The organism is Sphingomonas sp. PAMC26645 (assembly GCF_004795835.1).
In the GTDB taxonomy this organism is placed as follows: domain Bacteria; phylum Pseudomonadota; class Alphaproteobacteria; order Sphingomonadales; family Sphingomonadaceae; genus Sphingomonas.
On sequence record NZ_CP039249.1, the window covers coordinates 2,103,469 to 2,126,715 of the forward strand.

The 23,247-nt window shown below is 66.2% G+C and carries 20 protein-coding genes, 1 tRNA gene and 1 pseudogene; 16 read left to right on the forward strand and 6 right to left on the reverse strand.

What is annotated here, in order from left to right; all coding sequences use genetic code 11:
* Positions 1 to 50: 50 nt before the first annotated feature.
* The gene (locus tag E5673_RS09990) at positions 51 to 443 is read left to right on the forward strand and encodes a response regulator (protein ID WP_136189872.1); all 393 of its coding nucleotides are present in this window, start codon (positions 51 to 53) and stop codon (positions 441 to 443) included.
* Here E5673_RS09990 and E5673_RS09995 read toward each other — a convergent pair.
* A complete protein-coding gene (locus E5673_RS09995; protein ID WP_136191439.1) occupies positions 440 to 1,300 on the reverse strand; it encodes a class I SAM-dependent methyltransferase in 861 nt (286 codons plus the stop codon). The two genes, E5673_RS09990 and E5673_RS09995, sit on opposite strands and share 4 nt — an antisense overlap.
* Positions 1,301 to 1,369: 69 nt before the next feature.
* Here E5673_RS09995 and E5673_RS10000 point away from each other — a divergent pair, with 69 nt between their 5' ends.
* From E5673_RS10000 to E5673_RS10015, 4 genes are read left to right on the forward strand one after another with little or no spacing between them, the layout of a single operon-like run.
* Positions 1,370 to 2,092, forward strand: a complete 723-nt coding sequence (locus E5673_RS10000; RefSeq protein WP_136189873.1) for a ComF family protein — start codon at positions 1,370 to 1,372, stop codon at positions 2,090 to 2,092.
* Positions 2,093 to 2,124: 32 nt separating this feature from the next.
* Positions 2,125 to 2,379: a glutaredoxin 3 gene (grxC, locus tag E5673_RS10005; RefSeq protein WP_056063132.1), complete on the forward strand. Its 255-nt coding sequence runs from the start codon at positions 2,125 to 2,127 to the stop codon at positions 2,377 to 2,379.
* On the forward strand, positions 2,379 to 3,206 hold the full coding sequence (locus E5673_RS10010; protein ID WP_136189874.1) for a carbon-nitrogen hydrolase family protein: 828 nt from the start codon (positions 2,379 to 2,381) through the stop codon (positions 3,204 to 3,206). The genes grxC and E5673_RS10010 overlap by 1 nt, the downstream gene beginning before the upstream one ends.
* Positions 3,203 to 3,634 carry a DUF1178 family protein gene (locus E5673_RS10015; protein WP_136189875.1) on the forward strand — a complete coding sequence of 144 codons (432 nt, stop codon included), beginning with the start codon at positions 3,203 to 3,205 and terminating at the stop codon, positions 3,632 to 3,634. Before E5673_RS10010 ends, E5673_RS10015 begins: the two co-directional genes overlap by 4 nt.
* A 28-nt stretch (positions 3,635 to 3,662) precedes the next feature.
* On the opposite strand, the gene E5673_RS10020 is transcribed toward E5673_RS10015, so the two are convergent.
* A tRNA-Ser gene (locus tag E5673_RS10020) sits at positions 3,663 to 3,752 on the reverse strand.
* Positions 3,753 to 3,870: 118 nt separating this feature from the next.
* Here E5673_RS10020 and E5673_RS10025 point away from each other — a divergent pair.
* Positions 3,871 to 4,134: a hypothetical protein gene (locus E5673_RS10025; protein ID WP_136189876.1), complete on the forward strand. Its 264-nt coding sequence runs from the start codon at positions 3,871 to 3,873 to the stop codon at positions 4,132 to 4,134.
* A 3-nt stretch (positions 4,135 to 4,137) separates the two neighbouring features.
* On the opposite strand, the gene E5673_RS19660 is transcribed toward E5673_RS10025, so the two are convergent.
* Positions 4,138 to 4,293, reverse strand: coding sequence for a hypothetical protein (locus E5673_RS19660; protein ID WP_168711596.1), 156 nt, complete (start codon positions 4,291 to 4,293; stop codon positions 4,138 to 4,140).
* A 160-nt stretch (positions 4,294 to 4,453) separates the two neighbouring features.
* On the opposite strand from E5673_RS19660, the gene E5673_RS10030 reads away from it, so the two are divergent.
* The 3 genes from E5673_RS10030 to E5673_RS10040 are packed head-to-tail and all read left to right on the forward strand — an operon-like array spanning position 4,454 to position 6,886.
* Positions 4,454 to 5,563 (forward strand): acyl-CoA dehydrogenase, encoded by a 1,110-nt coding sequence (locus E5673_RS10030; RefSeq protein WP_136189877.1) that lies wholly within the window; start codon positions 4,454 to 4,456, stop codon positions 5,561 to 5,563.
* Positions 5,554 to 6,306: a PIG-L family deacetylase gene (locus E5673_RS10035; RefSeq protein WP_136189878.1), complete on the forward strand. Its 753-nt coding sequence runs from the start codon at positions 5,554 to 5,556 to the stop codon at positions 6,304 to 6,306. The genes E5673_RS10030 and E5673_RS10035 overlap by 10 nt, the downstream gene beginning before the upstream one ends.
* A complete protein-coding gene (locus tag E5673_RS10040) occupies positions 6,296 to 6,886 on the forward strand; it encodes an SAM-dependent methyltransferase (RefSeq protein WP_136189879.1) in 591 nt (196 codons plus the stop codon). Before E5673_RS10035 ends, E5673_RS10040 begins: the two co-directional genes overlap by 11 nt.
* A 510-nt stretch (positions 6,887 to 7,396) precedes the next feature.
* Here E5673_RS10040 and E5673_RS19980 read toward each other — a convergent pair.
* Together E5673_RS19980 and E5673_RS10050 are read right to left on the reverse strand one after the other, a co-directional pair.
* Positions 7,397 to 7,762: pseudogene (locus tag E5673_RS19980) on the reverse strand (glycosyltransferase); the annotation flags it as partial.
* Positions 7,763 to 7,809: 47 nt separating this feature from the next.
* On the reverse strand, positions 7,810 to 9,957 hold the full coding sequence (locus E5673_RS10050) for a catalase (RefSeq protein ID WP_136189881.1): 2,148 nt from the start codon (positions 9,955 to 9,957) through the stop codon (positions 7,810 to 7,812).
* A 170-nt stretch (positions 9,958 to 10,127) separates the two neighbouring features.
* Here E5673_RS10050 and E5673_RS10055 point away from each other — a divergent pair, with 170 nt between their 5' ends.
* The 3 genes from E5673_RS10055 to E5673_RS10065 are packed head-to-tail and all read left to right on the forward strand — an operon-like array spanning position 10,128 to position 13,567.
* Positions 10,128 to 10,919 carry a glucose 1-dehydrogenase gene (locus tag E5673_RS10055; RefSeq protein ID WP_136189882.1) on the forward strand — a complete coding sequence of 264 codons (792 nt, stop codon included), beginning with the start codon at positions 10,128 to 10,130 and terminating at the stop codon, positions 10,917 to 10,919.
* The gene (locus tag E5673_RS10060) at positions 10,912 to 12,735 is read left to right on the forward strand and encodes a glycoside hydrolase family 15 protein (RefSeq protein WP_136189883.1); all 1,824 of its coding nucleotides are present in this window, start codon (positions 10,912 to 10,914) and stop codon (positions 12,733 to 12,735) included. The genes E5673_RS10055 and E5673_RS10060 overlap by 8 nt, the downstream gene beginning before the upstream one ends.
* 28 nt (positions 12,736 to 12,763) lie before the next feature.
* Positions 12,764 to 13,567: an SDR family oxidoreductase gene (locus tag E5673_RS10065; protein WP_136189884.1), complete on the forward strand. Its 804-nt coding sequence runs from the start codon at positions 12,764 to 12,766 to the stop codon at positions 13,565 to 13,567.
* Positions 13,568 to 13,737: 170 nt separating this feature from the next.
* Here E5673_RS10065 and E5673_RS10070 read toward each other — a convergent pair whose 3' ends face one another.
* A complete protein-coding gene (locus E5673_RS10070) occupies positions 13,738 to 14,841 on the reverse strand; it encodes an NADH:flavin oxidoreductase/NADH oxidase (protein ID WP_136189885.1) in 1,104 nt (367 codons plus the stop codon).
* A 170-nt stretch (positions 14,842 to 15,011) separates the two neighbouring features.
* On the opposite strand from E5673_RS10070, the gene glgX reads away from it, so the two are divergent.
* From glgX to treY, 4 genes are read left to right on the forward strand one after another with little or no spacing between them, the layout of a single operon-like run.
* Positions 15,012 to 17,111 carry a glycogen debranching protein GlgX gene (gene glgX / locus E5673_RS10075; RefSeq protein WP_136189886.1) on the forward strand — a complete coding sequence of 700 codons (2,100 nt, stop codon included), beginning with the start codon at positions 15,012 to 15,014 and terminating at the stop codon, positions 17,109 to 17,111.
* Positions 17,108 to 18,817, forward strand: a complete 1,710-nt coding sequence (treZ, locus tag E5673_RS10080; RefSeq protein ID WP_136189887.1) for a malto-oligosyltrehalose trehalohydrolase — start codon at positions 17,108 to 17,110, stop codon at positions 18,815 to 18,817. The genes glgX and treZ overlap by 4 nt, the downstream gene beginning before the upstream one ends.
* A complete protein-coding gene (malQ, locus tag E5673_RS10085) occupies positions 18,814 to 20,790 on the forward strand; it encodes a 4-alpha-glucanotransferase (RefSeq protein WP_136189888.1) in 1,977 nt (658 codons plus the stop codon). Before treZ ends, malQ begins: the two co-directional genes overlap by 4 nt.
* Complete coding sequence (gene treY, locus E5673_RS10090; RefSeq protein WP_136189889.1) at positions 20,787 to 23,237, forward strand: malto-oligosyltrehalose synthase; 2,451 nt, start codon at positions 20,787 to 20,789, stop codon at positions 23,235 to 23,237. The genes malQ and treY overlap by 4 nt, the downstream gene beginning before the upstream one ends.
* The last annotated feature ends 10 nt before the right edge of the window (positions 23,238 to 23,247 follow it).

Genomic DNA, 23,247 nt, shown 5'->3' on the forward strand with positions numbered 1-23,247 from the left:
CATATGGCCACGATATATCCTCCTTTGATCTATGTTAAGCGGGGGGTGCGGTGAACGTTTTGTTCATCGAGGACGACCGGATGAACCGCCGCGTCGTCAAGGATATGCTCGACGTTGCCGGCGTATCGATGGTCGAGGCGGAAAGCGCGGAACGCGGTCTCGAGATCCTCGATGAACATGAGTTCGCGATGATCCTTGTCGATCTGCGGATGCCGGGCATGGATGGCATCACGGCGATCCAGCATATCCGTGCCCGGGGCGACGCCAAAGCCAAGGTGCCGATCATCGTCGTGACCGCTGATATCGCGCCAGATCTGCGGGAGCGCTGTCTGACGGCGGGTGCAGACGACGTTATTTTCAAGCCGGTCGCGATGGATTCACTGTTCGACGCGATGGGTATGATCCTGGCACGGGGCGCGGACGGCGACGGCCTGATCGTCTAGGCGTCGCTTTGACCGTGGCGCCCGAGCGCCGCGCCGAGCGATGCAGTCGCGCTGCCGCGTTTCGCTGGCTTGGGCTGAGACGGGTCTGGCGACCAGCCGGTCAGGAACACGATCTGGAATGTCTCGTGGGTCCGGCCACGATCGTCGGATGCGCTAGCGAAGGCAGCGGCGGTCCGTCCCACCGTCGCCGACACGAGAGGCTGGCGCTGGGCCAGGATGTTACCCGCCGCCATTCCGCGCAGATCACCGAACAGCCGGCCGAGATCGCGGTACCCGACGTTGAGCGTCTCCACATCGGCGACGGGCAAGGCGAACCCTGCGCGCATCAGCAGGTCGCCGGCGGATCGCACGTCGATCTGCGGGTGGAGACGCGCGGCGGGCCGCTCGCTTTCCGCGGACCTCAGTGCGCTGCGCAGGGCGGGCAGGCTCCCGGCGCCGACGAACGCACCGAGAAACAGGCCATCAGGACGCAGCACGCGGCGGATCAAGGCCAGCGCGCCGGGCAGGTCGTTGACCTGATCGAGCACGCCGGCGCTTACCACGAGATCGAACGACGCATCGGCGAACGGAAGGCTATCCTCGTCAGCCTGCACGCCGCCTGGCGTGGCAGCAAACGCGAACCCCGCATCGCAGCGTGCCACGCGGGCACCCGGCGGCGGGGTGAAGGCGCCGTCGAAGCAGCCGAGATCGAGGATGTCGGTAAAGTCTCGCGTCACCGCATCCAGCCGTTCGCCGATCCCGTCGAGCATAGTCGCGCGCAGAAAGTCATGCTCGGCATAGCCCGGCGCGGCGCGGTCCCGGCGGACACGGCGCGCGGCGCGGTCGAAGATCTCGGGGGCGGAGTTTTCTGAAACGATATCGGACACGTCTTCGCTTGTGCCGTGGTCGGTCGCCTCCGACAAGGGCTGGCACTCATGGGGGGCTGGATGAAGATACTCGCCCCGTTCCGCTTCATCGCCGGGATCGCCTTGCCGCCGCGGTGCGCCGGTTGCGGCACGCCGGTTGCCGAGGATCACCGGTTTTGCGCGATTTGCTGGACGGGATTGCGGTTCCTGGGGCCGCCCTGGTGCGCCGGCTGCAACCAACCTTTCGCATTCGACCGCGGTGACGACGCACGATGTGCGGCATGCCTCGCCGATCCGCCGCGCCATGCCGGCGTCCGCGCTGCCGTCGCGTACGGTCCGATCGCGCGGACGCTGGCGCTGCGCCTGAAGTATGGGGGGCGTATCGCCTTTGCGGAGACGATGGCGCGACAGATGCGGCGCTTGTTGCCGGACGAGGTCGACTTGCTGGTGCCGGTGCCGCTGCACCGCTGGCGAATATGGTCGCGCGGCTTCAACCAGGCGGCGCTGATCGCCGACGCCATCGCGAAGCTGTCGGGAGTAGGGCACGATCGCACCGTTCTGACGCGGCCCCGGCGGACGATCCTGTTGCGCGGGCTCGGCGGACGACAGCGAGCAAAGGCGGTGTCGGGCGCGTTCGCGGTCCCGTCGCGCGACCGCGTGCGGGGCAAGGCGATCGCGTTGGTGGACGACGTCTACACCAGTGGCGCGACCGCCGACGCGTGCACGCGCGTGCTGCTCAAGGCGGGCGCGCGATCGGTCGTGATCCTATGCTGGGCGCGGGTCTTGCCGGCGTCGGACGATTGACAACGGCAAACCGAGACCACATTTCCCGCTGCATGGCTAAAGTCGAAATCTACACCAAGGCGTTCTGTCCGTATTGCACGCGCGCGCTGAAGCTCCTCGCATCGAAGGGGGTCGAGCCCGAACAGTTCGACGTCACGATGGGGGGCCCGAAAAAGGCCGAGATGGTCGAGCGGTCGGGTGGTCGCATGACGATGCCGCAGGTCTTCATCGACGGAAAGCACATCGGCGGGTCGGACGATCTGGCGGCACTCGACGCAAAGGGCGGCCTCGACGCACTGCTCGCCTGATGGCGAAGATCGGCGTCCTCCAGATGACGAGCGGGATCGATCCCGCCGTCAACGCCGCGACTCTGGTCGACGCGATCAGGGACGCCGCAGCGGCGGGCGCGGAAATGCTGTTCACGCCCGAAATGTCGGGTCTGATCGATCGCGATCGGGCTCGCGCTGCCAACTCGATCGTCGCCGAGGATAATGACCCGGTGCTGGCGGCCGTCCGTGACGGTGCGGCATCGGCCGGCATTTGGGTCCACCTTGGATCGCTTGCGGTACGACGCGTGGACGGCAAATTCGCCAACCGTGGGTTCGTGATCGACCCGAGCGGCGCGATCCGCGCGCGCTACGACAAGCTTCATCTGTTCGACGTCGACCTCCCGTCCGGTGAAAGCTGGCGGGAATCGTCAGCCTATGTCGCGGGCGAGACGGCGACGGTCGTCGATACGCCCGCGGGCAAGCTCGGTACGTCGATCTGCTACGATCTCCGGTTTGCCGACCTCTATCGCGCGTTGAGCGATGCGGGCGCCACTATCCTGTCGGTCCCAGCCGCGTTCACGCGACCGACTGGCTCAGCGCATTGGGAAATCCTTCTGCGCGGGCGGGCGATCGAAGCAGGCGCGTTCGTCGTTGCAGCGGCGCAGACCGGCGTTCACGAGGACGGACGCGAAACCCACGGCCATTCGCTTGTGATCGATCCATGGGGCGATGTGCTGCTCGACATGGATGAAGGCGCAGGGCTGGCGTTCGCGCAGATCGATCTCGCTCGGATCGAGCAGGTGCGGTCGCGTATTCCGGTCCTCGCGCACCGCCGGACAATTCCGCCCGTCTCGATCGTGGAGTGATCGTCTTCGACCTGAAGTGCGGTAGTGGCCATGTGTTCGAGGCGTGGTTTGGATCGAGCACAGCCTATGAAAGTCAGCGCGCGGCGGGCCATGTCCGCTGTCCGGTCTGCGATGACGACACGATCTCCAAGGCGGTGATGGCGCCTGCGATCCCGGCCAAGGGCAATAGCAAGCCGGCGCCGCCGACCCCGGAAGCGGTCAAGGCGGCAATGAAGATGCTAGCCACCCGGCAGGCCAAGGCGCTGGAATCCTCGGAATGGGTTGGCACCGCGTTCGCCGACCGCGCCCGCGCGATGCATCTCGGGGACGAGAAACAGGCGACCATCCACGGTCAGGCCAGCCTCGCAGAGGCGAAGGCGCTGGTCGACGAAGGTGTTCCGGTCGCCCCGCTCCCCATGCCGATTATTCCGCCGGGGAAGGCGAACTGATCTCCGAGTGCGTTCGGGTTGTATGGAATGGCGGACGGGGTGGGATTCGAACCCACGGTAGAGTTACCCCTACGACGGTTTTCAAGACCGTTGCCTTAAACCACTCGGCCACCCGTCCGGATGCTTGCTCGACGCGCATCTAAGCGGTGGTTCGTCGGATCGCAACCATATGGTTTGGGGCGGCGCTACGTCGGGGTCAGTTTGCGTTTGCGTCCCCATACCGGCATGGGGCGGCGATGGACCTAGACGCTATTTCGCACCACTTCTTCGGCACGACCGACATCGATACGCTGAGCTCGGGGGCTCTGGAGGCCGGTCGCGAGCGCGTGTCGATCGCGTTCGGCACCGAGCGGGATGCTGGGCGGCGGTTCGCGCTTTGGGCCGTGTTGCGCGCGACCGGCGATGCGCCCGACCCTATGCGGGCGTTCAAGGATCCGCGGGAACAGCGGGCGGCACAGATGTATGCCTCCGCGATCGGGGCAGCCGGCGCGGACGACTAATGGTCAGGCCGCGCGGCGCTCCAGCAGCGCACGGTCGATCCGCCGGATCAGGTCCGCGATCGGCGGCATGTCGCTATCGCAACGACGCCCGCGAAGCGACGGCTGGTCGATCTGCATACGCTTGCCGAGCAGCGTGAAGACATCCTGTTTGCGTGCCATCGAGTCCGATCCTTTCCGTTGGATGGGAGTATGCCGGCCAAGCATTAACCAAAGGTTCGGCTGCGGTGTCGGACGCGTAAATTAGTTCCGCGCTCCATGATGGCGATACGCAACGCTGGCGCCTGTCCCGCGTTCTGTGTGACGAAGCTGGCGTACCGCCATGGGTTTCACGGGGAGTCGGCCACTGACCACATATCCAACCGGCTGGACCGTCCTGGAGACCGTCCGGCACCTCGCCGCGGCATGGGATCAGGACAATTCGCACGAGACATTCCCGGCGGAGCGGATAGCCGACCTCCACGGCGCGGGCGCGCTGGCCGCGTTCAAGACGCTTGGCACGGGCGTGCAGACCGACGCGCTGCTCGACGTTCTGCGCGCGATCGGGGGCGCCGATCTCAGCCTTGGGCGCGTGTTCGAAGGGCATGTGAATGCCGTCCAGCTCGTCGCGACCTACGGCAACGACGCGCAGCGCAAGGCGCTCGATGCGGATCTCGCGGCGGGCAAGGTCTTCGGAGTCTGGAATACCGAACCGGCGCCGGGACTCGCGATCCACGCTGCTGGCGACGGTCGCTGGACGCTTGACGGTGCGAAGAGCTTTGCGACCGGGGCCGGGCATCTCGATCGCATCCTGGTGACGGCGCGCGATGCGAACGGCGACAAGCAACTCGTGCTGGTCCCGATCGCGGGCGAGACCGCGCGGACCGACAATTCCGGTTGGCAGGTGCGCGGGATGCGCGGCACGTGCAGCGGGCGGTTCGACTTCACAGGTATGGAGATCGGCCGCGAGGGCGTGATCGGTGCGCCGAACGACTATGAACGTGAGCCACGCTTCAGCGCGGGCGCGTGGCGGTTCACGGCGGTCCAGCTCGGCGCGGTCGAGGCGCTCGTCCGGCATCTGCGCGATCACCTCGTCACGACCGGAAAGGGGGCGGGCCCGATCCAGCGCGCGCGGTTTGCCGCCTGCCTGACCGAGACGCGGAGCGCAGGCTTGTGGGTGCGCCAGGCGGCGCATCTGGCGGAGGCGCAGGCGAGCGACGCCATCCCGCTGGTGTTGATGACACGCGGCGTGGTCGAGGAAGCGGGCTTGAAGACGATGGAAGCGGCGGCGCGCTCGGTCGGCACCGCGTCGTTCTTCGCGGCCAGCCGGATCGACCGGATCACGCGCGATCTCGGGCTCTACCTGCGCCAGCCGGTCCCGGATCAGGCGCGTGATAGGGCGGCGGCGGCGTGGCTGGAGGATGATTGCTGGGGCGACGATCGGTGGTGGTAGCACCGGGCGGCAAGGCCTGGAGCAACCTTACGCGGCGTGCACGGCGGATGTCGGCCAGGACGGCGGCGGGGCAGGGCCCCTGGCTCGTGCTGGCGCCGCATCCCGATGACGAGACGCTCGGCTGCGGCGCGTTCATTGCTTCGGTAACGGCGGCCGGCGGCCGGGTGCATACCGCGTTCCTGACCGATGGCGCAGGATCGCATCCCGATGCGCCGGGCTGGAGCGGCAAGCGGATCGCGGGGCTACGGCGCGGCGAGGCTCGAGCGGCGTTGAAGGCGCTGGGCGGCGAGCAGGACGCGCTTTATCTCGATTGGCCCGACGCGTCGCCCGCTTCGAAGGGCGATCCGCTGTTCGGGCGAAGTGTCGACCGACTAGCCGCATGGTGCAAAGCCCGCGGCGTCCGCCAGATCGCCGTGACATGGTCCGGAGAACCGCATTGCGACCACGAAGCCGCAGCCGCCTTAGCCGAGGCAGTGGCACGGCGCTCGCATTGCTGTCTCTTCCAGTATCTCGTCTGGGGCTGGACTGTCCCCGACCTGACCGAGCGCCTGCGCGGTGCGCGCATAGTCTCGATCGTCACCGCATTCGGACGGCCCAGACAGCGTCGCGCGATGGCGTGCCATCGCAGCCAGCGCGGCGGGCGAATCGTCGGCGCGCGCGAGAACTTCCGGCTGCCCGACGCGATGATGCGTCTGATGGACCGACCGAACACGTTGTTGTTGGAGACTCCCCATGCGCCGTGAACACTCGATCGCACCCGAATATTTCGAGGCGCTCTACAAGGACAAGGGCGACCCCTGGGAGTTCGAGACCAGTCCGTACGAGGCGGCGAAGTATGACGAGACACTGGCCGCGTTGCCGAAGGAGCGGTTCGAGAGTGCGCTGGAAGTCGGCTGCGCGAACGGTGTCCTGACCGCACGGCTCGGGGGTCGATGCGATGCATTGCTCGCGCTCGACGTCTCCGAAACCGCGGTCGCAGCGGCGCGCCAACGGTGCGCGGACCAACCCCATGTTCGCATCGAGCAGCGCCGGCTTCCCGAAGACGCTCCCGCAGGGACGTTCGACCTGATCCTGCTGTCGGAGGTAGTCTACTACTGGGACAGCGCCGACATCGTCCGGTTGGCCGCATACGTCCGCTCGGCGGCGGCGTCAGGCGGGTATGTGATGCTGGTCCACTGGATCGGCGAGACCGACTATCCCAAAAGCGGGGACGATGCCGTTGCCGAACTGCACGCTGCGCTCGGGCCCTGCGTCACGGTCGTTCGCAGCGATCGGCACGAAGCGTATCGGCTCGACCTCTGGCGGCTGGAAGACGCGCGTTAGACGGATGAGCGCCTGCGCCTCGTGGATCGCAGCGGGCAACGTTGCGAAGCTGAGCTGGTCGCTGGGGTTCGCGGAGGCGGGGTTTAGCGCCGCCGTCACCGCGTAGGTCTCGTGCAGCGGTGCGTCGACCGGCTGGTCGATCCACCGCGCGACCGTGTCCGCCATGCCGCCTGGCGCACGGCCCGAAATCCTGCATGAGGTGAAGACGCGGACGTCTAGCGGGTGGCGAACCTGCCCGCCATGCGCCCGGATCCGATCGAACAGCGCGCGGTCTTCGGCAACGGGCGGGGTAGGGGCGCCACCGATCCGGCGGTACATCGCATGGGTCACCGCGATACTCGCGCCGCCTTCATAGAAATGGCGGGGCCAGGGATCATGCGCTTCGGTCTCGGCGCGCGCGCGGAGATAATCCAGAGCGGTGTAATAACGCCCGAGCTGATCGAGCCGCCGTCGTGCCGCGGCGCCAAGGCTCGCACGGTCGGACCGAAGCGTCAGCGCGCGACCCGCCACGGCGTCGTTGCCCGCATCGACATGCGCGGCGATCCGCACGATCCAGTCCGCGGAGACGTTCGTGTCCGCATCGGTCGACAGCAGCAGATCGGTATGATGCGTAAGTAGCGCGGCACCAGCGTCGAGCGCTAGCCGCCGGGCCCAGCCGGCATGACGCGCGCCTGGAAGAAGCGAAACGGCCGACCATGCGATCGTCGCATGCGTCGGCCGCCAGTTCGTCAGGATATCGATCGTGCCGTCGGTGCAGTCGTTCGCCATCGCAACGATGACGACCTTGCCGCCGTAGCGCCCCGCCGCACGATCCAGCGCGTCGAGGCAGCCAAGCAGATACTGGTCTTCGTTCTTGACCGGAATGGCGATCGCCACCGCACGCTGAGCGTGTGGTGGCGACGACCCGGGTTTGAACGAAGCGATCAAGCCGCCTCGGGGTTTTCGAACGCTGGCGCGTCGAGGTCGACGTTCAGTTCGCGCTCCCAGATGCGGAGCTTGCCGAGCGTCTTGAGGAACGCGTCGACGTCGCCTTTGCCGCCCAGCGCGATCACGCCGTCGTCCATGTCCTCGTCCTCGATGCCGGCCCTTTCGAGGAACGGCTTCGCGTCGGCGTTGAAGCCGATGAACTTGGCATGCCCGAACGCGTCGCTGACGAAGTCCTTCGCGGTCTTGTCCTTGCCGAGCTTCTTCGCGCCGTCCGCCGACACGATGACCGCGACGGCATCGTAGAGCACCGACGGCGCGCCATCGATCTTCTGCTTGCCTTCCGCGAGCGTCCCGTCGTCGAGCGTCGCACCGGCAACCTTCGGTGCGATGATCTCGTACGTGGCCTTCGCCGCTACGATCCCGTCGACCAGAGCCTGCACGATTGTTGCTGGAGCACCGTCGGTGACGAGAATGCCGAGCTTGCGACCCTCGAAGCTGCCGCTGGTGTTCTTCAGGATGCTGAGCGCGTCCGAAGCTGGCAGGTCGGTCCGCGTCTCGACCGCAGCCTTGGCCTTTGGCGGCATCGCCTTGAGCCCGAGACCGGTCGCAACCGTCTTCGCCAGCTTCTCGTCGATGTTGAGCAGATGCCCGACCATCAGTTCGCGGATGTCGACGCGCTCGACCTTCGACAGCTCGAACGTCAGCGCATCGCCGATGTGCTTCTGCTCGATTGCGGTCTGGCTGATGAAGAACTGCCGCGCCTGGCTGTAGTGATCGGCGAACGTGGCAGACCGCACCTGTGCCTTGCGCCCTGTCTCCTGCGACGGGAAGTGCTTGTAGCCCTTCGATGGGCTCTCGCGCGGCGTACCGGCCCAGCTGTTCGGCTCATAGTTCGCACGACCCTTGCGGGCATGCATCGCCATGTGACCGTCCTGCTGGTAATTGTTCACCGGGATCTTCGGCGCATTGATCGGGATATGCGTGAAATTGGGGCTGCCGAGGCGCTTCAACTGCGTATCGAGATACGAGAAGTTGCGGCCCTGCAGCAACGGATCGTTGGTGAAGCCGATGCCGGGCACGATGTTCTGCGTGCAGAACGCGACCTGTTCGGTCTCGGCGAAGAAATTGTCGACCAGGCGATCGAGCTTGAAGCTGCCGATGATGCGGACCGGGATCTGCTCCTCGGGAATGACCTTGGTCGCATCGAGCACGTCGAACTCGAAATTGTCGGCGAACTCGTCGTCGAACAGCTGGACGCCCATGTCCCACTCTGGGAAGTTGCCCTGGTCGATTGAGTCCCAAAGATCGCGACGATGGAAGTCGGGATCGGCACCGTTGATCTTGACCGCTTCGTTCCACGCGACCGACTGGAGACCCAGCTTCGGCTTGAAGTGGAACTTGACGTAGGTGCCCTTGCCCTCGGCATTGACGAGGCGGAACGTGTGCACGCCGAAGCCCTCGACGAAGCGGAAGCCGCGCGGGATGGTGCGGTCGGACATGATCCACATGACCATGTGCATCGATTCCGGGGTCAGACTGATGAAGTCCCAGAAATTGTCATGCGCGGTCTGCGCCTGCGGGAAACCGCGGTCGGGCTCCTGCTTGGCGGCATGGATCAGGTCGGGGAACTTGATCGCGTCCTGGATGAAGAACACCGGGATATTATTCCCGACGACGTCCCAATTGCCTTCCTTGGTGTAGAACTTCACCGCGAAGCCGCGTACGTCGCGTGCGAGATCGGCCGAGCCCTTGTTGCCCGCGACCGTCGAGAAACGCAGGAACATCGGCGTCTGCTCGCCGACTTCGGTCAGGATGCCGGCGCTGGTGAACTCTTCCAGGCTCTCGGTCAGCGTGAACGTGCCGTGCGCGCCATAGCCGCGCGCATGGACGACGCGCTCGGGGATACGCTCGTGATCGAAGTGGAAGATCTTCTCGCGGAAGTGGAAATCCTCGAGCAGAGTCGGCCCGCGATCGCCAACCTTGAGCGAATTCTGGTCGTCGAACACCGGGATGCCCTGCTGCGTCGTCAGCACGTCGCCGTCGCCGCTGGCGACCTGATGGAGTTCGCCGCCTTCGCCGACCTGCGTTTCGAATTTGGAGCCCTGCGGTGGTGTGCCGGTATCCTTGGCGATGGTCTTGGTCATGTGCCGTCCTCGTAGCTTCTCAGGACCCACAGCGCGCGGGGCGGGCTAAGAGTTGCACCGGAAACGGTGACTTAACGCAGATCAGCAAGATTGCGGGGGGAGGGCGGGGGCAGGGAGAAATGCAGGAGGGCGCGCGTTAAGCCGCGACAATCCCCAGCGAAAGACCAGCCATGCACATCGACCTGACGGGCCAGGCCGCGATCGTCACCGGCGCGAGTTCCGGACTCGGCCGCGCCTCCGCCATCGCCTTTGCCAAGGCCGGCGCGAAGGTGGCAGTCAACTACAACAGCAGCGCCGACAAGGCGCGCGAGGTGGTCGAGGCGATCGAGCAGGCCGGCGGCGAGGCGTTCGCCTGCGAGGCGGATACGTCGGACGAGGCAGCGGTGCTCAAACTGTTCGACGAGACGGTCGAGCGCTTCGGCGGGGTCGACATCGTCTTCGCCAACGCCGGCATGCAGAAGGACGCGGCCTATGCCGACCTGACGCTGGAGGACTGGAAGCGCGTCATCGACGTCAACCTGACCGGCCAGTTCCTCGTCTCGCGCGAGGCCGTCCGCCGGTTCCGCAAGCAGGGTAACCGCGGGTTTAGCCGGTCGATCGGGAAGATCCTGTTCATGAGTTCGGTGCACGAAGTCATCCCTTGGGCGGGCCACGCCAATTACGCCGCGTCGAAGGGCGGCAGCGGGATGCTGATGCGGACGCTCGCACAGGAAATCGCCGGCGACCGCATCCGCGTGAACGGCATCGCCCCCGGTGCGATCGCGACCGAGATCAACGAGGACGCGACCGCGGACCGAGACAAGCTGCTCGAACTGATCCCCTACGGCCGGATCGGCGACCCCGAAGATGTCGCGCGCGCCGCGCTGTTCCTCGTGTCGGATGCGGCGGACTATATCGTCGGTTCGACGCTGACGATCGATGGCGGCATGAGCCTGTATCCCGGCTTCCGCGATAATGGATAAGCAGGGCATATCGATCGCGGACCACGGCGCGATCGGTAATCTGGAGACGATCGCGCTGGTCGATACCGCCGGGACGATCGACTATCTCTGCTGGCCATGCCTTGACAGCGCGTCGGTCTTCGCGCGGTTGCTCGACGGCGACAAGGGCGGCCATTTCTCGGTCGAGCCCGATCTGCCCGACGCGAACATCGTCCAGATGTACCTGCCCGAGACCAACATCCTGCTGACCCGCTGGATGGCGAACGCGGCGAGCGTCGATCTGGTCGACCTCATGCCGGTCGGCAACGACAAGGACGACGCGCCGTCGCGGCTGGTCCGGCGGCTGACCTGCACGCGCGGGTCGGCGACGGTCCGGGTCCGCTGCGCCCCGCGGTTCGACTATGGCGTGATGGGCCGCACGGCCTCCGTCACGACGTCGGGGGCGGACGTATCGCGCGGGCGGTTCGATCACGAGAGCGGGCTCGCGCTCGCAGTTCACGGCGCGGCAACGCTGGTCGCGGACGGCTGCGACCTGACCGTCGAGATCCACCTGGAGGAAGGCGACACCGTCTCGCTGATCCTCAGCAACCCCGACGACGTCTCACTCGACACCGAAGCGCTCGACGCGATCGTCGAGAAGGACCTAAACTATTGGCGCGCATGGAGCCGCAAGTCGCGCTACCGCGGCCGCTGGCGCGAGACGGTCGAGCGCTCGGCAATGGCACTAAAGCTGCTCACTTCGCGCAAGCACGGCTCGATCGCCGCCGCCGCCACCTTTGGCCTGCCCGAAGCGCATGGCGGCGTCCGCAACTGGGATTACCGCGCGACGTGGGTCCGCGACTCATCCTTCATCGTCTATGCCTTGCTCCGGCTCGGCTATCAGGGCGAGGCAGTCGGCTTCCTCCACTGGGCGATGGACCGCGCGCAGGCCTGTTCGAAGGGCCATCTCGGCGTCATGTACGCGCTCGATGGCGGCGAGATTGCCGACGAACGCAAGCTCGACCTTGCCGGGTTCGAGGGCGCGACCCCGATCGTGGTCGGCAACGAGGCGAAGGACCAGACGCAGCACGACATCTACGGCGCGCTGCTCGATGCGACCTATCTCGGCAGCAAATATGGCGAGCCGATCGCGCATGACTCGTGGGTCGCGATCGGGCGGATCGTCGATCAGGTCTGCGAGACGTGGGACACGCCGGACTCGGGCATCTGGGAGGTCCGCGGACCGAAGAAGCATTACCTCCACTCGCGCCTGATGAGCTGGGTCGCGGTCGACCGCGCGGTGCGGCTGGCGCAGAAACGCTCGCTCCCCGCGCCGCTGGTCCGTTGGTCCGAGACGCGGACGGCGATCCATGACGATATCTGGGCAAACTTCTGGAACGACGATCTCGGCCGCTTCGTCCGCGCGATTGGCGAGGCGCCCGAGGATCTGGCGGTCGACGGCGCGTTGCTGATGATGCCGCTGGTCCGCTTCGTCGGCGCGACCGATCCCAAGTGGCTCGCGACGCTGGAGGCGATTGGCGAGGATCTGTCCGACGATGGGCAGGTCTATCGCTACCGGATCGACGACGGCCTGCCGGGGCAGGAGGGGACGTTCGTCGCCTGCTCGTTCTGGTACGTCGAATGCCTCGCGCGAGCAGGGCGCCTCGACGAGGCGCGGCTGAACTTCGAGAAGCTGCTCGCGCATGGCAACCATCTCGGCCTGTTCGCCGAGGAGATCGCGCAGGACGGCAGCTTCCTCGGCAATTTCCCGCAAGGCTTCAGCCATTTGGCGCTGATCAGCGCGGCCTTCTACCTCGACCGTGCGCTCGACAGCGACGGTCCGCGGGAATGGGCATGACCTTTTTCACTGACGTAAGGACGACAGCATGAACCTCGATATCACAGGCAAGATCGCGCTCATCACCGGCGCGGACAGCGGCATGGGCAAGGAAACCGCCCGGATGCTGCTCCAGGAAGGCGTCCGCGTCGCGATTACCGACCAGCCCGGCGGCGACCTCGACGCGAGTGTCGAGGAGCTGACGGCGCACGGCGAAGTGATCGCGGTCGAGGCGGATCTGACCAAGCTCGACGACGTGAAGGCCCTGTTCGCCAAGGTCCGCGAACAGCTCGGCGAACCCGACATCCTCGTCAATTGCGCGGGCGTGACCGGCGCGACCGGCGACTTCCTCGACGTCGACGATGCCGGATGGCAGTCGACGATCGACATCAACCTGATGGGCGCGGTGCGCGTCTGCCGCGAGGCGATCCCGGCGATGCGCGCCGCGAAATGGGGCCGCATCGTGCTGATGAGCTCGGAGGATGCGGTGCAGCCCTATGTCGACGAGCTCGCCTATTGCGCGTCGAAGGCGGGGATCTCAAGCCTCTCGAAGGGGCTGTCCAAGGCTTATGGCTGTGACAACGTGCTGGTGAACACCGTCTCGCCCGCGTTCATCGCGACGCCGATGACCGACAAGATGATGCAGAAACGCGCCGACGAGAAGGGCACGAGCTTCGACGAGGCGATCGAGACGTTCCTTGAGGAGGAGCGCCCGGGGATGACCTTGAAGCGTCGCGGGACGGCGGAAGAGGTCGCGTCGGCGATCGTGTTCCTGTGCTCGGAGCGGGCGAGCTTCATCAACGGCGCGGATATTCGGGTCGATTCTGGCTCGGTGATGACGGTGGCAGGGTAAACGCTCAGGCGTCGCCAGCGCGTAACTAAGAAATCCTCCCCCGCCAGGGGGAGGTGGCAGGCACTTGCCTGACGGAGGGGGAGGCAGGTGCAACCGATGTTGCGTGTTCCTCCCCCTCCGTCGCTCCGCGCCACCTCCCCCTGCCGGGGGAGGATTGCAGAAGCAGGCCCTTACCCCTCGAACAAGTCCTTAAACTGCCGCGGCTGCGACCTGAGATACTGCTTCGGCGCCTTCACCTTACCCCCAAGATGCGCGGCCGCATGCCAAGGCCAGCGCGGATCGTACAGGATCGTCCGCGCCAGCGCGATCATGTCCGCATCGCCCGTCCCGACGATCGCCTCGGCCTGCTCGAAATCGGTGATCAGCCCGACCGCGACGACCGGGATCGACACCGCCTGCTTCACCGCCCGCGCGAGCGGCACCTGATAGCTCGGCCCGACCGGGATCTGCTGGGCGGGCGTGATCCCACCGCTCGACACGTGGATCGCACTGCAACCCCGCGCTTCCAGCGCCTTCGCGAACGCCACCGTCTGGTCGGAATCCCAGCCGCCCTCGACCCAGTCGGTCCCCGACACGCGCATCGTCACCGCGCGCTCCGCCGGGAATGCCGCGCGGACGGCGTCATACACCTCAAGCGGGAAGCGCATCCGGTTCTCGAGACTGCCGCCATATTCGTCCTCGCGCCGGTTCGACAGCGGCGACAGGAACTCGTGCAGCAGATACCCATGCGCCGCATGCAACTGCACCGCGTCGATCCCGAGCCGCGCCGCGCGCACCGTCGCGGCCACGAACGCATCGCGGACGCGCGTTAGCCCGTCGCGGTCGAGCGCGACCGGAGCATTCTCCTCCGGCAGGAACGGCACCGTCGAAGGCCCCTCGGTCTGCCACCCGTTCGGCTCACCCGGTGCGATCTGCAGCCCACCCTTCCAAGGTACCTCGCACGACGCCTTGCGCCCGGCATGCGACAACTGGATCGCGATCGGCATGTCCGACCAACGCCGCACGCTCTCGATCACGCCCGCCATCGCCGCCTCGGTCGCGTCGTCGTACAGCCCGACGTCGCCATGCGTGATCCGCCCCTCGGGCAGCACCGCGCTCGCCTCGATCGTCAGCAGCGCCGCGCCCGACAGCGCGAGCTGCCCTAGGTGGATATGGTGCCAGTCGTTCATGCAGCCGTTGGTCGCCGAATACTGGCACATCGGCGCGATCACGATCCGGTTGGCGAGCGTCAGGTTGCCGACCTTGAGCGGCTCGAACAGTTTCGGCCCGCTCATGCGGCGATCGATCGGATGGTGGAAGGCATGCGCGTGTCCCTTGATCTGTGAGAAGGTGCGGCGAAAACTCGCTGCTGCTTGCGGAACATAGGAACGGGCGGGCGGGTTTCACGGCAAGGAATGCTGCACCGCGATAAAGCTCGGTCGGCGACACGAAAAGGGTCCTCGCATTGCATCTACTGCCCGACACGCTCGACGCCGGCTCGGCCTATCCCCTCGGCGCGACCTTCGACGGCCTCGGCGTCAATTTCGCGGTGTATTCCGCCAATGCCGAGAAGATCGAACTCTGCGTCTATGACGAGACCGGCCGCCGCGAGCTGAAGCGCTACCCGCTCCCCGAATGGACCGATGAAGTCTGGCACGGCTACCTCCCCGACGCGCAACCCGGCCTCGTCTACGGCTACCGCGCCCACGGCCGGTACGCGCCCGAGGAAGGCCACCGCTTCAACCCGAACAAGCTGCTGCTCGACCCGTACGCCAAGCAGATGATCGGCGAACTTCGCTGGACCGACGCGATGTACGGCTATCAGGTGAAGTCGCCGCGCGCGGACCTGAGCTTCGACAAGCGCGACAGCGCGCTGACGATGCCCAAGGGCGTCGTGACCGACAGCCATTTCGACTGGTCGCGCGACGTGCGCCCTAACACGCCCTGGTCCGAGACGGTGATCTACGAGGCGCATACCAAGGGCCTGACCAAGCTGTTCGAGGAGGTCCAGCCCTCCGAACGCGGCACCTTCGCGGCGCTCGGCAACCCCAAGGTCATCGATCACCTCAAGCGCCTTGGCGTCACCGCGATCGAGCTGTTGCCGATCCACACCTACATCCAGGACCGCTTCCTTCAGGAGAAGGGCCTGCGCAATTATTGGGGCTACAACACCCTCAACTTCTTCACGCCGGAGCGCTCGTTCTTCGCGACCGACAGCCACGACGAACTCCGCCGCTCGATCCGCCGCCTCCACGCGGCCGGGATCGAGGTGATCCTCGACGTCGTCTACAACCACACCTGCGAAGGCTCCGAACAAGGCCCGACGCTCTCGTGGCGCGGCCTGGACAACGCGAGCTACTACCGCCTCGTCAAGGACGACCCCCGCTATTCAATTAACGACACCGGTACCGGCAACACGTTGAACCTGACCAAAGCGCGCGTCATCCAGATGGTCGCGGACTCGCTCCGTTACTGGGCGACCAGCTTCGGGATCGACGGCTTCCGCTTCGATCTCGGGCTGACGCTCGGCCGTACGGATACCGGCTTCGATCCCGGCGCAGGCTTCTTTGACGTGCTCCGCCAAGACCCGGTACTCGGCAGGCTGAAGCTCATCACCGAGCCCTGGGACATCGGCCCCGGCGGCTACCAGCTCGGCAACTTCCCCCCCGGTTTCGCCGAGTGGAACGACAAGTACCGCGACACCGTGCGGAAGTTCTGGCGCGGCGATCATGCGCAGCGCGCCGATCTCGCCGCGCGGCTGACCGGCTCGGCCGATCTGTTCGATCGCCGCGCGCGCCGACCCTGGGCAAGCGTCAACTTGCTCGGCGCACATGACGGTTACACGCTCGCCGACACCGTCGCCTACGAGGAACGCCACAACGAAGCGAACGGTGAGGACAATAATGACGGCCACTCGAACAACTGCTCGCGCAACTGGGGCGTCGAAGGGCCGACCGAAGACGCCGCGATCCTGGAGACCCGGTCGCGCGTGATGCGATCGATGCTGACCACGCTGTTCGCCTCGCTCGGCACGCCGATGCTGGTGGCGGGCGACGAGTTCGGCCGCACGCAGAACGGCAACAACAACGCGTACTGCCAGGACAACGAGATCAGCTGGCTCGACTGGAACAAGGCCAAGTCCCCCGAGGGCGACGCGCTGATCGACTTCACCGCGCGCCTGATCGCCCTACGCCGCGACTACCCGATGCTCCGCGCCGGCAACTTCCTCTACGGCGAGGACACGCCCGCGGAAGGGCTGAAGGACATCGAATGGTGGGACGAGCGTGGCTTGCAGCTCACGCCGGAGGACTGGGAGAACACCAACGGCCGCGCGCTGGTGATGCGTCGCGCGTGCGAGCAGGAGTCGGGCGAGGTGCAGGTGATCTCCCTGCTGCTCAACGCTTCGGAAGGCCCGCTGACGTTCCACATGCCGCCGCCGGCAGAGGTCGAGCGCACCGTGTTGATCGACAGCAGCAAGCCGGAACAGGGCACCACACCGATCAAGGATAGCTACGAGCTTCCCCCACAGGGCGCGGCGCTGCTCTCCTGGACGATCGCAGCGTGAGTAGCTGGGGACCTACGCTCACCGGGGACGAAACGACGTTCCGCCTCTGGGCACCCGATCGCGACGCAGTGACCGTCGAGATCGGCGATGGCCCGTCGGTCCCTATGATTCCCGAACCGGAAGGCTGGTTCAGCGCCAAGGCGCCGGTAGGGGCAGGGAGCCTCTACCGGTTCCGTCTGACGGACGATCTCGCAATTCCCGATCCGGCGTCCCATGCGCAGTCCGGCGGCGTCCATGGTTGGAGCGTAGTCGTCGATCCCGACGCCTACGTGTGGCGCACCCCGGACTGGCGCGGCCGACCGTGGGAAGAGGTGGTCATCCAGGAGGTCCATGTCGGCACGCTCGGCGGCTTCGCCGGCGTCGCGGACCACCTCCCGGCGATCGCCGAACTCGGCATCACCGCGATCGAACTGATGCCTGTCAACGCGTTCGGCGGCACCCGCAACTGGGGCTATGACGGCGTGCTCCCCTACGCCCCCGCCGAAAGCTACGGCACACCCGACGACCTGAAGGCGCTGGTCGACCGCGCCCATGAACTCGGCCTCGCCGTGTTCCTCGACGTCGTCTACAATCACTTCGGCCCCGACGGAAACTACCTGGGCGCCTACGCGAAGGGCTTCTTTCACCCCGAAGTCGACACTCCCTGGGGCGGCGCGGTGGCGGTCGACCAGGCGCCGGTCCACCGCTATTTCGTCGACAACGCGCTGATGTGGCTGAACGAGTACAAGTTCGACGGCCTTCGCTTCGACGCGGTCCACGCGATCGAGAACGATGACTTCCTCGACGCGATGGCCGCCGAACTGCGCGAGAAGACCGCCGGTCGCCACGTCCACCTCGTTCTCGAAAACGAAGGCAACGACTCCGACCGTCTCCGCCCCGCCGCGTTCGACGCGCAATGGAACGACGACTTCCACAACGTCCTCCACGTCCTGCTCACAGGTGAGACCAGCGCCTATTACGCCGACTTCGCCGACCGCCCCGCCGAACGCCTCGCGCGCTGCCTCAGTGAAGGCTTTATCTATCAGGGCGAAGGCTCACCCAACCATGACGGCAAGCCGCGCGGCAAACCCAGCGCGCATTTGTCGCCGACCGCGTTCGTCGCGTTCCTCCAGAACCACGACCAAATCGGTAACCGCGCGATGGGCGAACGCCTGACGCTGCTAGCGGACCGCCACAAGCTCCGCGCCGCCACCGTGCTGCTGCTGCTGGGCCCGCAAATCCCTTTGCTCTTCATCGGCGACGAGCACGGCAGTGAAAGCCCGTTCCTGTTCTTCACCGACTTCCACGACGAGCTAGCGGACGCGGTGCGCAAAGGCCGACGCAGGGAGTTCTCCAAGTTCGCCCCGTTCGCCGATCCCGAAGCACGCGAGGCGATCCCCGACCCCAACGCACACGAAACCTTTCTCCAATCGCGAGCACGGCCCGGTGCCGACGCGCCCGAGTGGCAGGACCTGTACCGCACCCTGCTCAAGATCCGACACGAGCAGATCATCCCCCGCCTGCGCGATACGACCGCAATTGGTGCCGAGGCGATCGGGGAGGGGGCGGTCGTTGCGCGCTGGAAAATGGGTGACGGCGCAATCCTCACGATTGCGGTCAACCTCGGCGACGATGTCGTTGATTTTCCTGTAATAGAGACTTCGCCAGTCTTCGCCGAGGGCGAACCCGGGGAGGCCGCTGCCGTGGCAGTCTGGCTGGATCGATGAGCAGCCTCCGAACACTCGCTGTCGCAGCCGGTCTGCAACCCGAATGGCAGGACGCAGCGGGGCGTCGCCAGTCCGTCGCCGACGGTGCGTTACAGGCGATCCTAGATCGTCTCGGCCATCCGTCCGGAAGCGAAAAGCAGATCGCCGAAAGCCTCGCCGCGATCGAAGCGCGAAACGCGCAGGGTGTCCGTTTCTTGTCCGTTGATGTGGGAGACCCGATCCGGCTAGCATCAAAGGTATCGGGCAAAGCCGAACTTACGTTCGAAGACGGTACGTCGCGCTCCATCACGGTCGATAACGGTGAGTTGAGTCCGATAAGCAAGAGCGGCTACCACAAGCTTGAAATCAATGGCGAAGTCATCGACATTCTCGTCGCGCCGCGTCGCTGCTACACGATCGCCGACACGCTACCGAGCCGCAAACTCTGGGCGCCCGCCGTCCAGATCCCAAGCCTTCGCACCGACGCACCCAAGTCGTTCGGAGACTTCGTTTCGCTAGCCGATGCCGCCCGCGCGTTCGACCGACGCGGCGCCGATGCCCTCGCGATCAGTCCGACGCACGCGCTGTTCCCCGCCGACCCCAGCCGATACAGCCCCTACGCACCCTCGAGCCGCCAATTCCTCAACGGGCTGTACGGTGACCCGGCCGCATTCGGTGCAAAGTCCGGAAGCCGCGACGTCCCCGAACTGATCGACTGGCACGCCGCCATCCCTGAAAAGCTCGCGCGACTACGCAAGAGCTTCGATCAAGTGCCTTCACAGATTGAGGAAACGCTGACAGCGTTCAGGCTGCAAGGCGGCGACGACCTCGAACGCCATGCCGAGTTCGACGCCCTCCACGCGCACTTCTTCGCGGCCATCGGTGCACGCGGCTGGCAGCAATGGCCCGCGGAGTATCACGATCCCGCCAGTCCCGCCGTCCGCCGCTTCGTGGAGGAGCATGCGGACGACGTTACATTCTACATCTTCCTACAATGGCTAGCGCGCCGCGACCTCGACGCCGCGCAGACGGCCGCCAAGGACGCCGGCATGGCGATCGGCCTCATTGCCGATCTCGCCGTCGGCATGGACCCCGGTGGCAGCCACGGCTGGAGCCGGCGCAACGACTTGCTCACCGGCCTCTCGATCGGCGCGCCGCCCGATCCGCTCGGGCCGGACGGGCAAAGCTGGGGCATCACCGGGTTCGATCCGCAAGCGCTGCGCGATACTGCCTTCGCTCCCTTCATCGCGACGATCCGCTCAGCGCTCGCGCATGCCGGTGGCATCCGCATCGACCACGCGTTCGGCCTCCGTCGCCTCTGGGTCGTTCCCGAAGGCGCGTCGGCCGCGGAAGGCGCGTACCTCGACATGCCGTTCGACGACATGATGCGGATCGTCGCGATGGAATCGCAGCGTGCCAAGGCAATCGTGATCGGCGAAGACCTCGGCACCGTCCCCGACGGGTTCCGCGAGGCGATGGACGCGCGCGCAATGCTCGGGATGCGCGTGCTCTGGTTCGAGCGCGATGCGGACGGCTTCGTCCCTCCCGCCAAATGGTCGCCCGATGCAGTGGCGATGACCGGTACGCACGATCTTGCGACGATCGCAGGATGGTGGAGCGGCCGCGATATCGACTGGACATGGGACCTCGGACGCAAATCCGACGCTGCCGACAAACCCACGGACCTCGCCGCTCGCGCCGAGGACCGCGTTGCGCTCTGGGCTGCATTCGACACCGGCACCGAACAGCCAACCCCCGAAGATACTGATCCGGTCGTCGACGCGGCGATCGCGCACGTCGCCGGCACGCTTTGCGCGCTCGCCATCATCCCGATCGAGGACCTCGCCGGACTGGTCGAGCAACCCAACCTCCCCGGCACGATCGACGAACATCCCAACTGGCGCCGCCGCATGCCCGACACGACCGAGGCGCTGCTTGCCCGCCCCGAAGTCGCGGCCCGCATCGTCACGCTCAACGTCACGAGGCCCGCATGACCGCCCCCACCACGCCCCGCGCGACCTACCGCTTCCAGTTCCGCAAGGACTTCACTTTCGCGGACGCGGAAGCGCTGGTGCCGTATCTCGACGAGCTCGGGATCAGCCATCTCTACGCCTCGCCGATCACCACCGCTCGCAGCGGGTCCACCCACGGCTACGACGTCGTCGACCCGACCCGTATCAACCCTGAACTTGGCGGCGAGGGCGCCTTTCGAAGCCTTGTCGCCGCTCTGCGCGCGCGAGACATGGGCGTCATCATCGACATCGTTCCGAACCACATGGGCGTTGCCGGAGGTGAGAACAAGTGGTGGAACGATGTCCTAATACACGGTGAAGGCAGCGAATTCGTGCGCTACTTCGACATCGACTGGCGCAAGAAGCTGGTCCTCCCAATTCTCGGTGACCCGCTCGCCGAAACACTGACCAGCGGCGCGCTGAAGGTCGAGCAGGTCGACGACCGCTACGTCCTCGAAGCATACGGCGAACACCGCTTGCCCCTCCGCGACGAGGATCAGGCCACGGCAGCGACCGTCGACATCGGCGCGCTAATCGACCGTCAGCACTACCGCCTTGCCTCATGGCGCGTGGCGAACGACGATCTCAACTGGCGGCGGTTCTTCACGATCAACGACCTCGCCGGCCTCCGTGCCGAAGATCCCATCGTGTTCGACGCCACGCACGCACTCTATTTCCGCCTCTATGCCGAGGGACTGATCGACGGCGTCCGCGTCGATCATGTCGATGGCCTGACCGACCCAGCCGGCTATTGCCAGCAACTCCGGGCGCGCCTCGACGCGATCGAGCGTCCCGCTAATGCGCCGGCTGGGCCTGCCTACATCGTCATCGAGAAGATCCTCGCTGACGGCGAACCGCTCAGCACCGACTGGGGCGTCGACGGCACCAGCGGGTACGACTTCATGGAGCAAGTGACTGCCTTGCTGCATGCTCCCACGGGCGCCGAACCGCTCGCCGAACTCTGGTCCGACATAAGCGGCCGCTCCGCCGACTTCGCACCCGAGGAACTGCGCGCGCGACAGGAACTGCTCGCGTGGCAGTTCGATGCGCAGCATCGCCGTTGCGTCGAGGCGTTCGTGGCGCTGGCCCGCTCGACACCCGATTGTGACGGGCTGACGAAGGGCATGCTTCACCGTGTGATCGAGCGGCTGCTCTGGGTTTTCCCGGTGTATCGGACCTATGGAACGGGCGAAGCCGCGCCGCTCGCAGACGCCAGGATCCGCGATACCGTCCGCCAGCGGGTTGCGGAGTTCGTCCCGCCCGGCGAAGGTGTGGTCGTCGACCGAGTCCTGGGTTGGTTGGCAGGCGAGGGGCCAGGCGACGTCGCACTTGCCGCCGAAGCGGTTCGCAAATTCCAGCAACTCTCCGCACCGATCGCCGCCAAGGCGGTCGAGGACACAGCGTTCTATCGCTATGGCCGCCTGCTTTCGCGCAACGATGTCGGGTTCGACGCCGCGCGGATGTCGCTTCATATCGACGCGTTCCACGCCGCGATGATCGAGCGTGCCCGCGACTGGCCGTCCGCGATGCTCGCTACCGCAACGCATGACCACAAGCGCGGCGAGGACGTCCGCGCGCGTCTCGCGGTGCTCAGCGAGATACCCGATCTCTGGCGTTCCCGTGCGGAGCATTGGTTCGAACTGGCTGCCCCGTATGCGGAAGGCGTCGATCCCGCCGACGCCTATATGCTGCTCCAGACGCTGTTCGGCGCTTGGCCGACGAACCTTCGCGCGCCGGACGCCGATGCTCTGTCGGAGTATGCAGAGCGGATCGTCACGTGGCAGGAAAAGGCGCTGCGCGAGGCCAAACTGCGCTCGTCCTGGGAAGCGCCAGATGAGGCGTACGAGACCCGCTGTCACGATCTGGCGCGGGCGTTACTCGATCCCGAACGGTCGACGGACTTTCTTGAGGACATGACGGCATTCGTCGAGCGGATCGCGCCTGCCGCGGAGCAGAACAGCCTGGCGCAGGTTGCGTTGCGCTATACCGTGCCCGGCGTGCCGGATCTGTATCAGGGTACGGAGATTGCCGATTTGAGCCTGGTCGATCCGGATAACCGGCGGCCGGTCGATTATGCCGTTCTGCGCCATATACTGCGGGCCGGCGATGCGCCCAAGATGCGGTCGATCAAGGATTTGCTGGATCTCCGGCGGAAGCATCCTGCGCTGTTCTCGAACGGTAGCTATGCGCCGATCGGTGTCATCGGGCCGCGCCGCGACCATGTCATGGCGTTCCAGCGCGAGCATGAGGGGGAGACGCTTCGCTGCATCATCGCGCTGCGGTGTGCGGAGCGGTATCTCGACGGGATGACGGCGGCCGACTGGTGGGGCGATACCGCGTTGTCGTCTGGCGAGCGGATCCTCGAACTGCTCGGCGAGGATGGCGTGCGGGTCGATCTCATGGCATCGGATCCAGCACTTGCAGCGTGACCAAGACGCT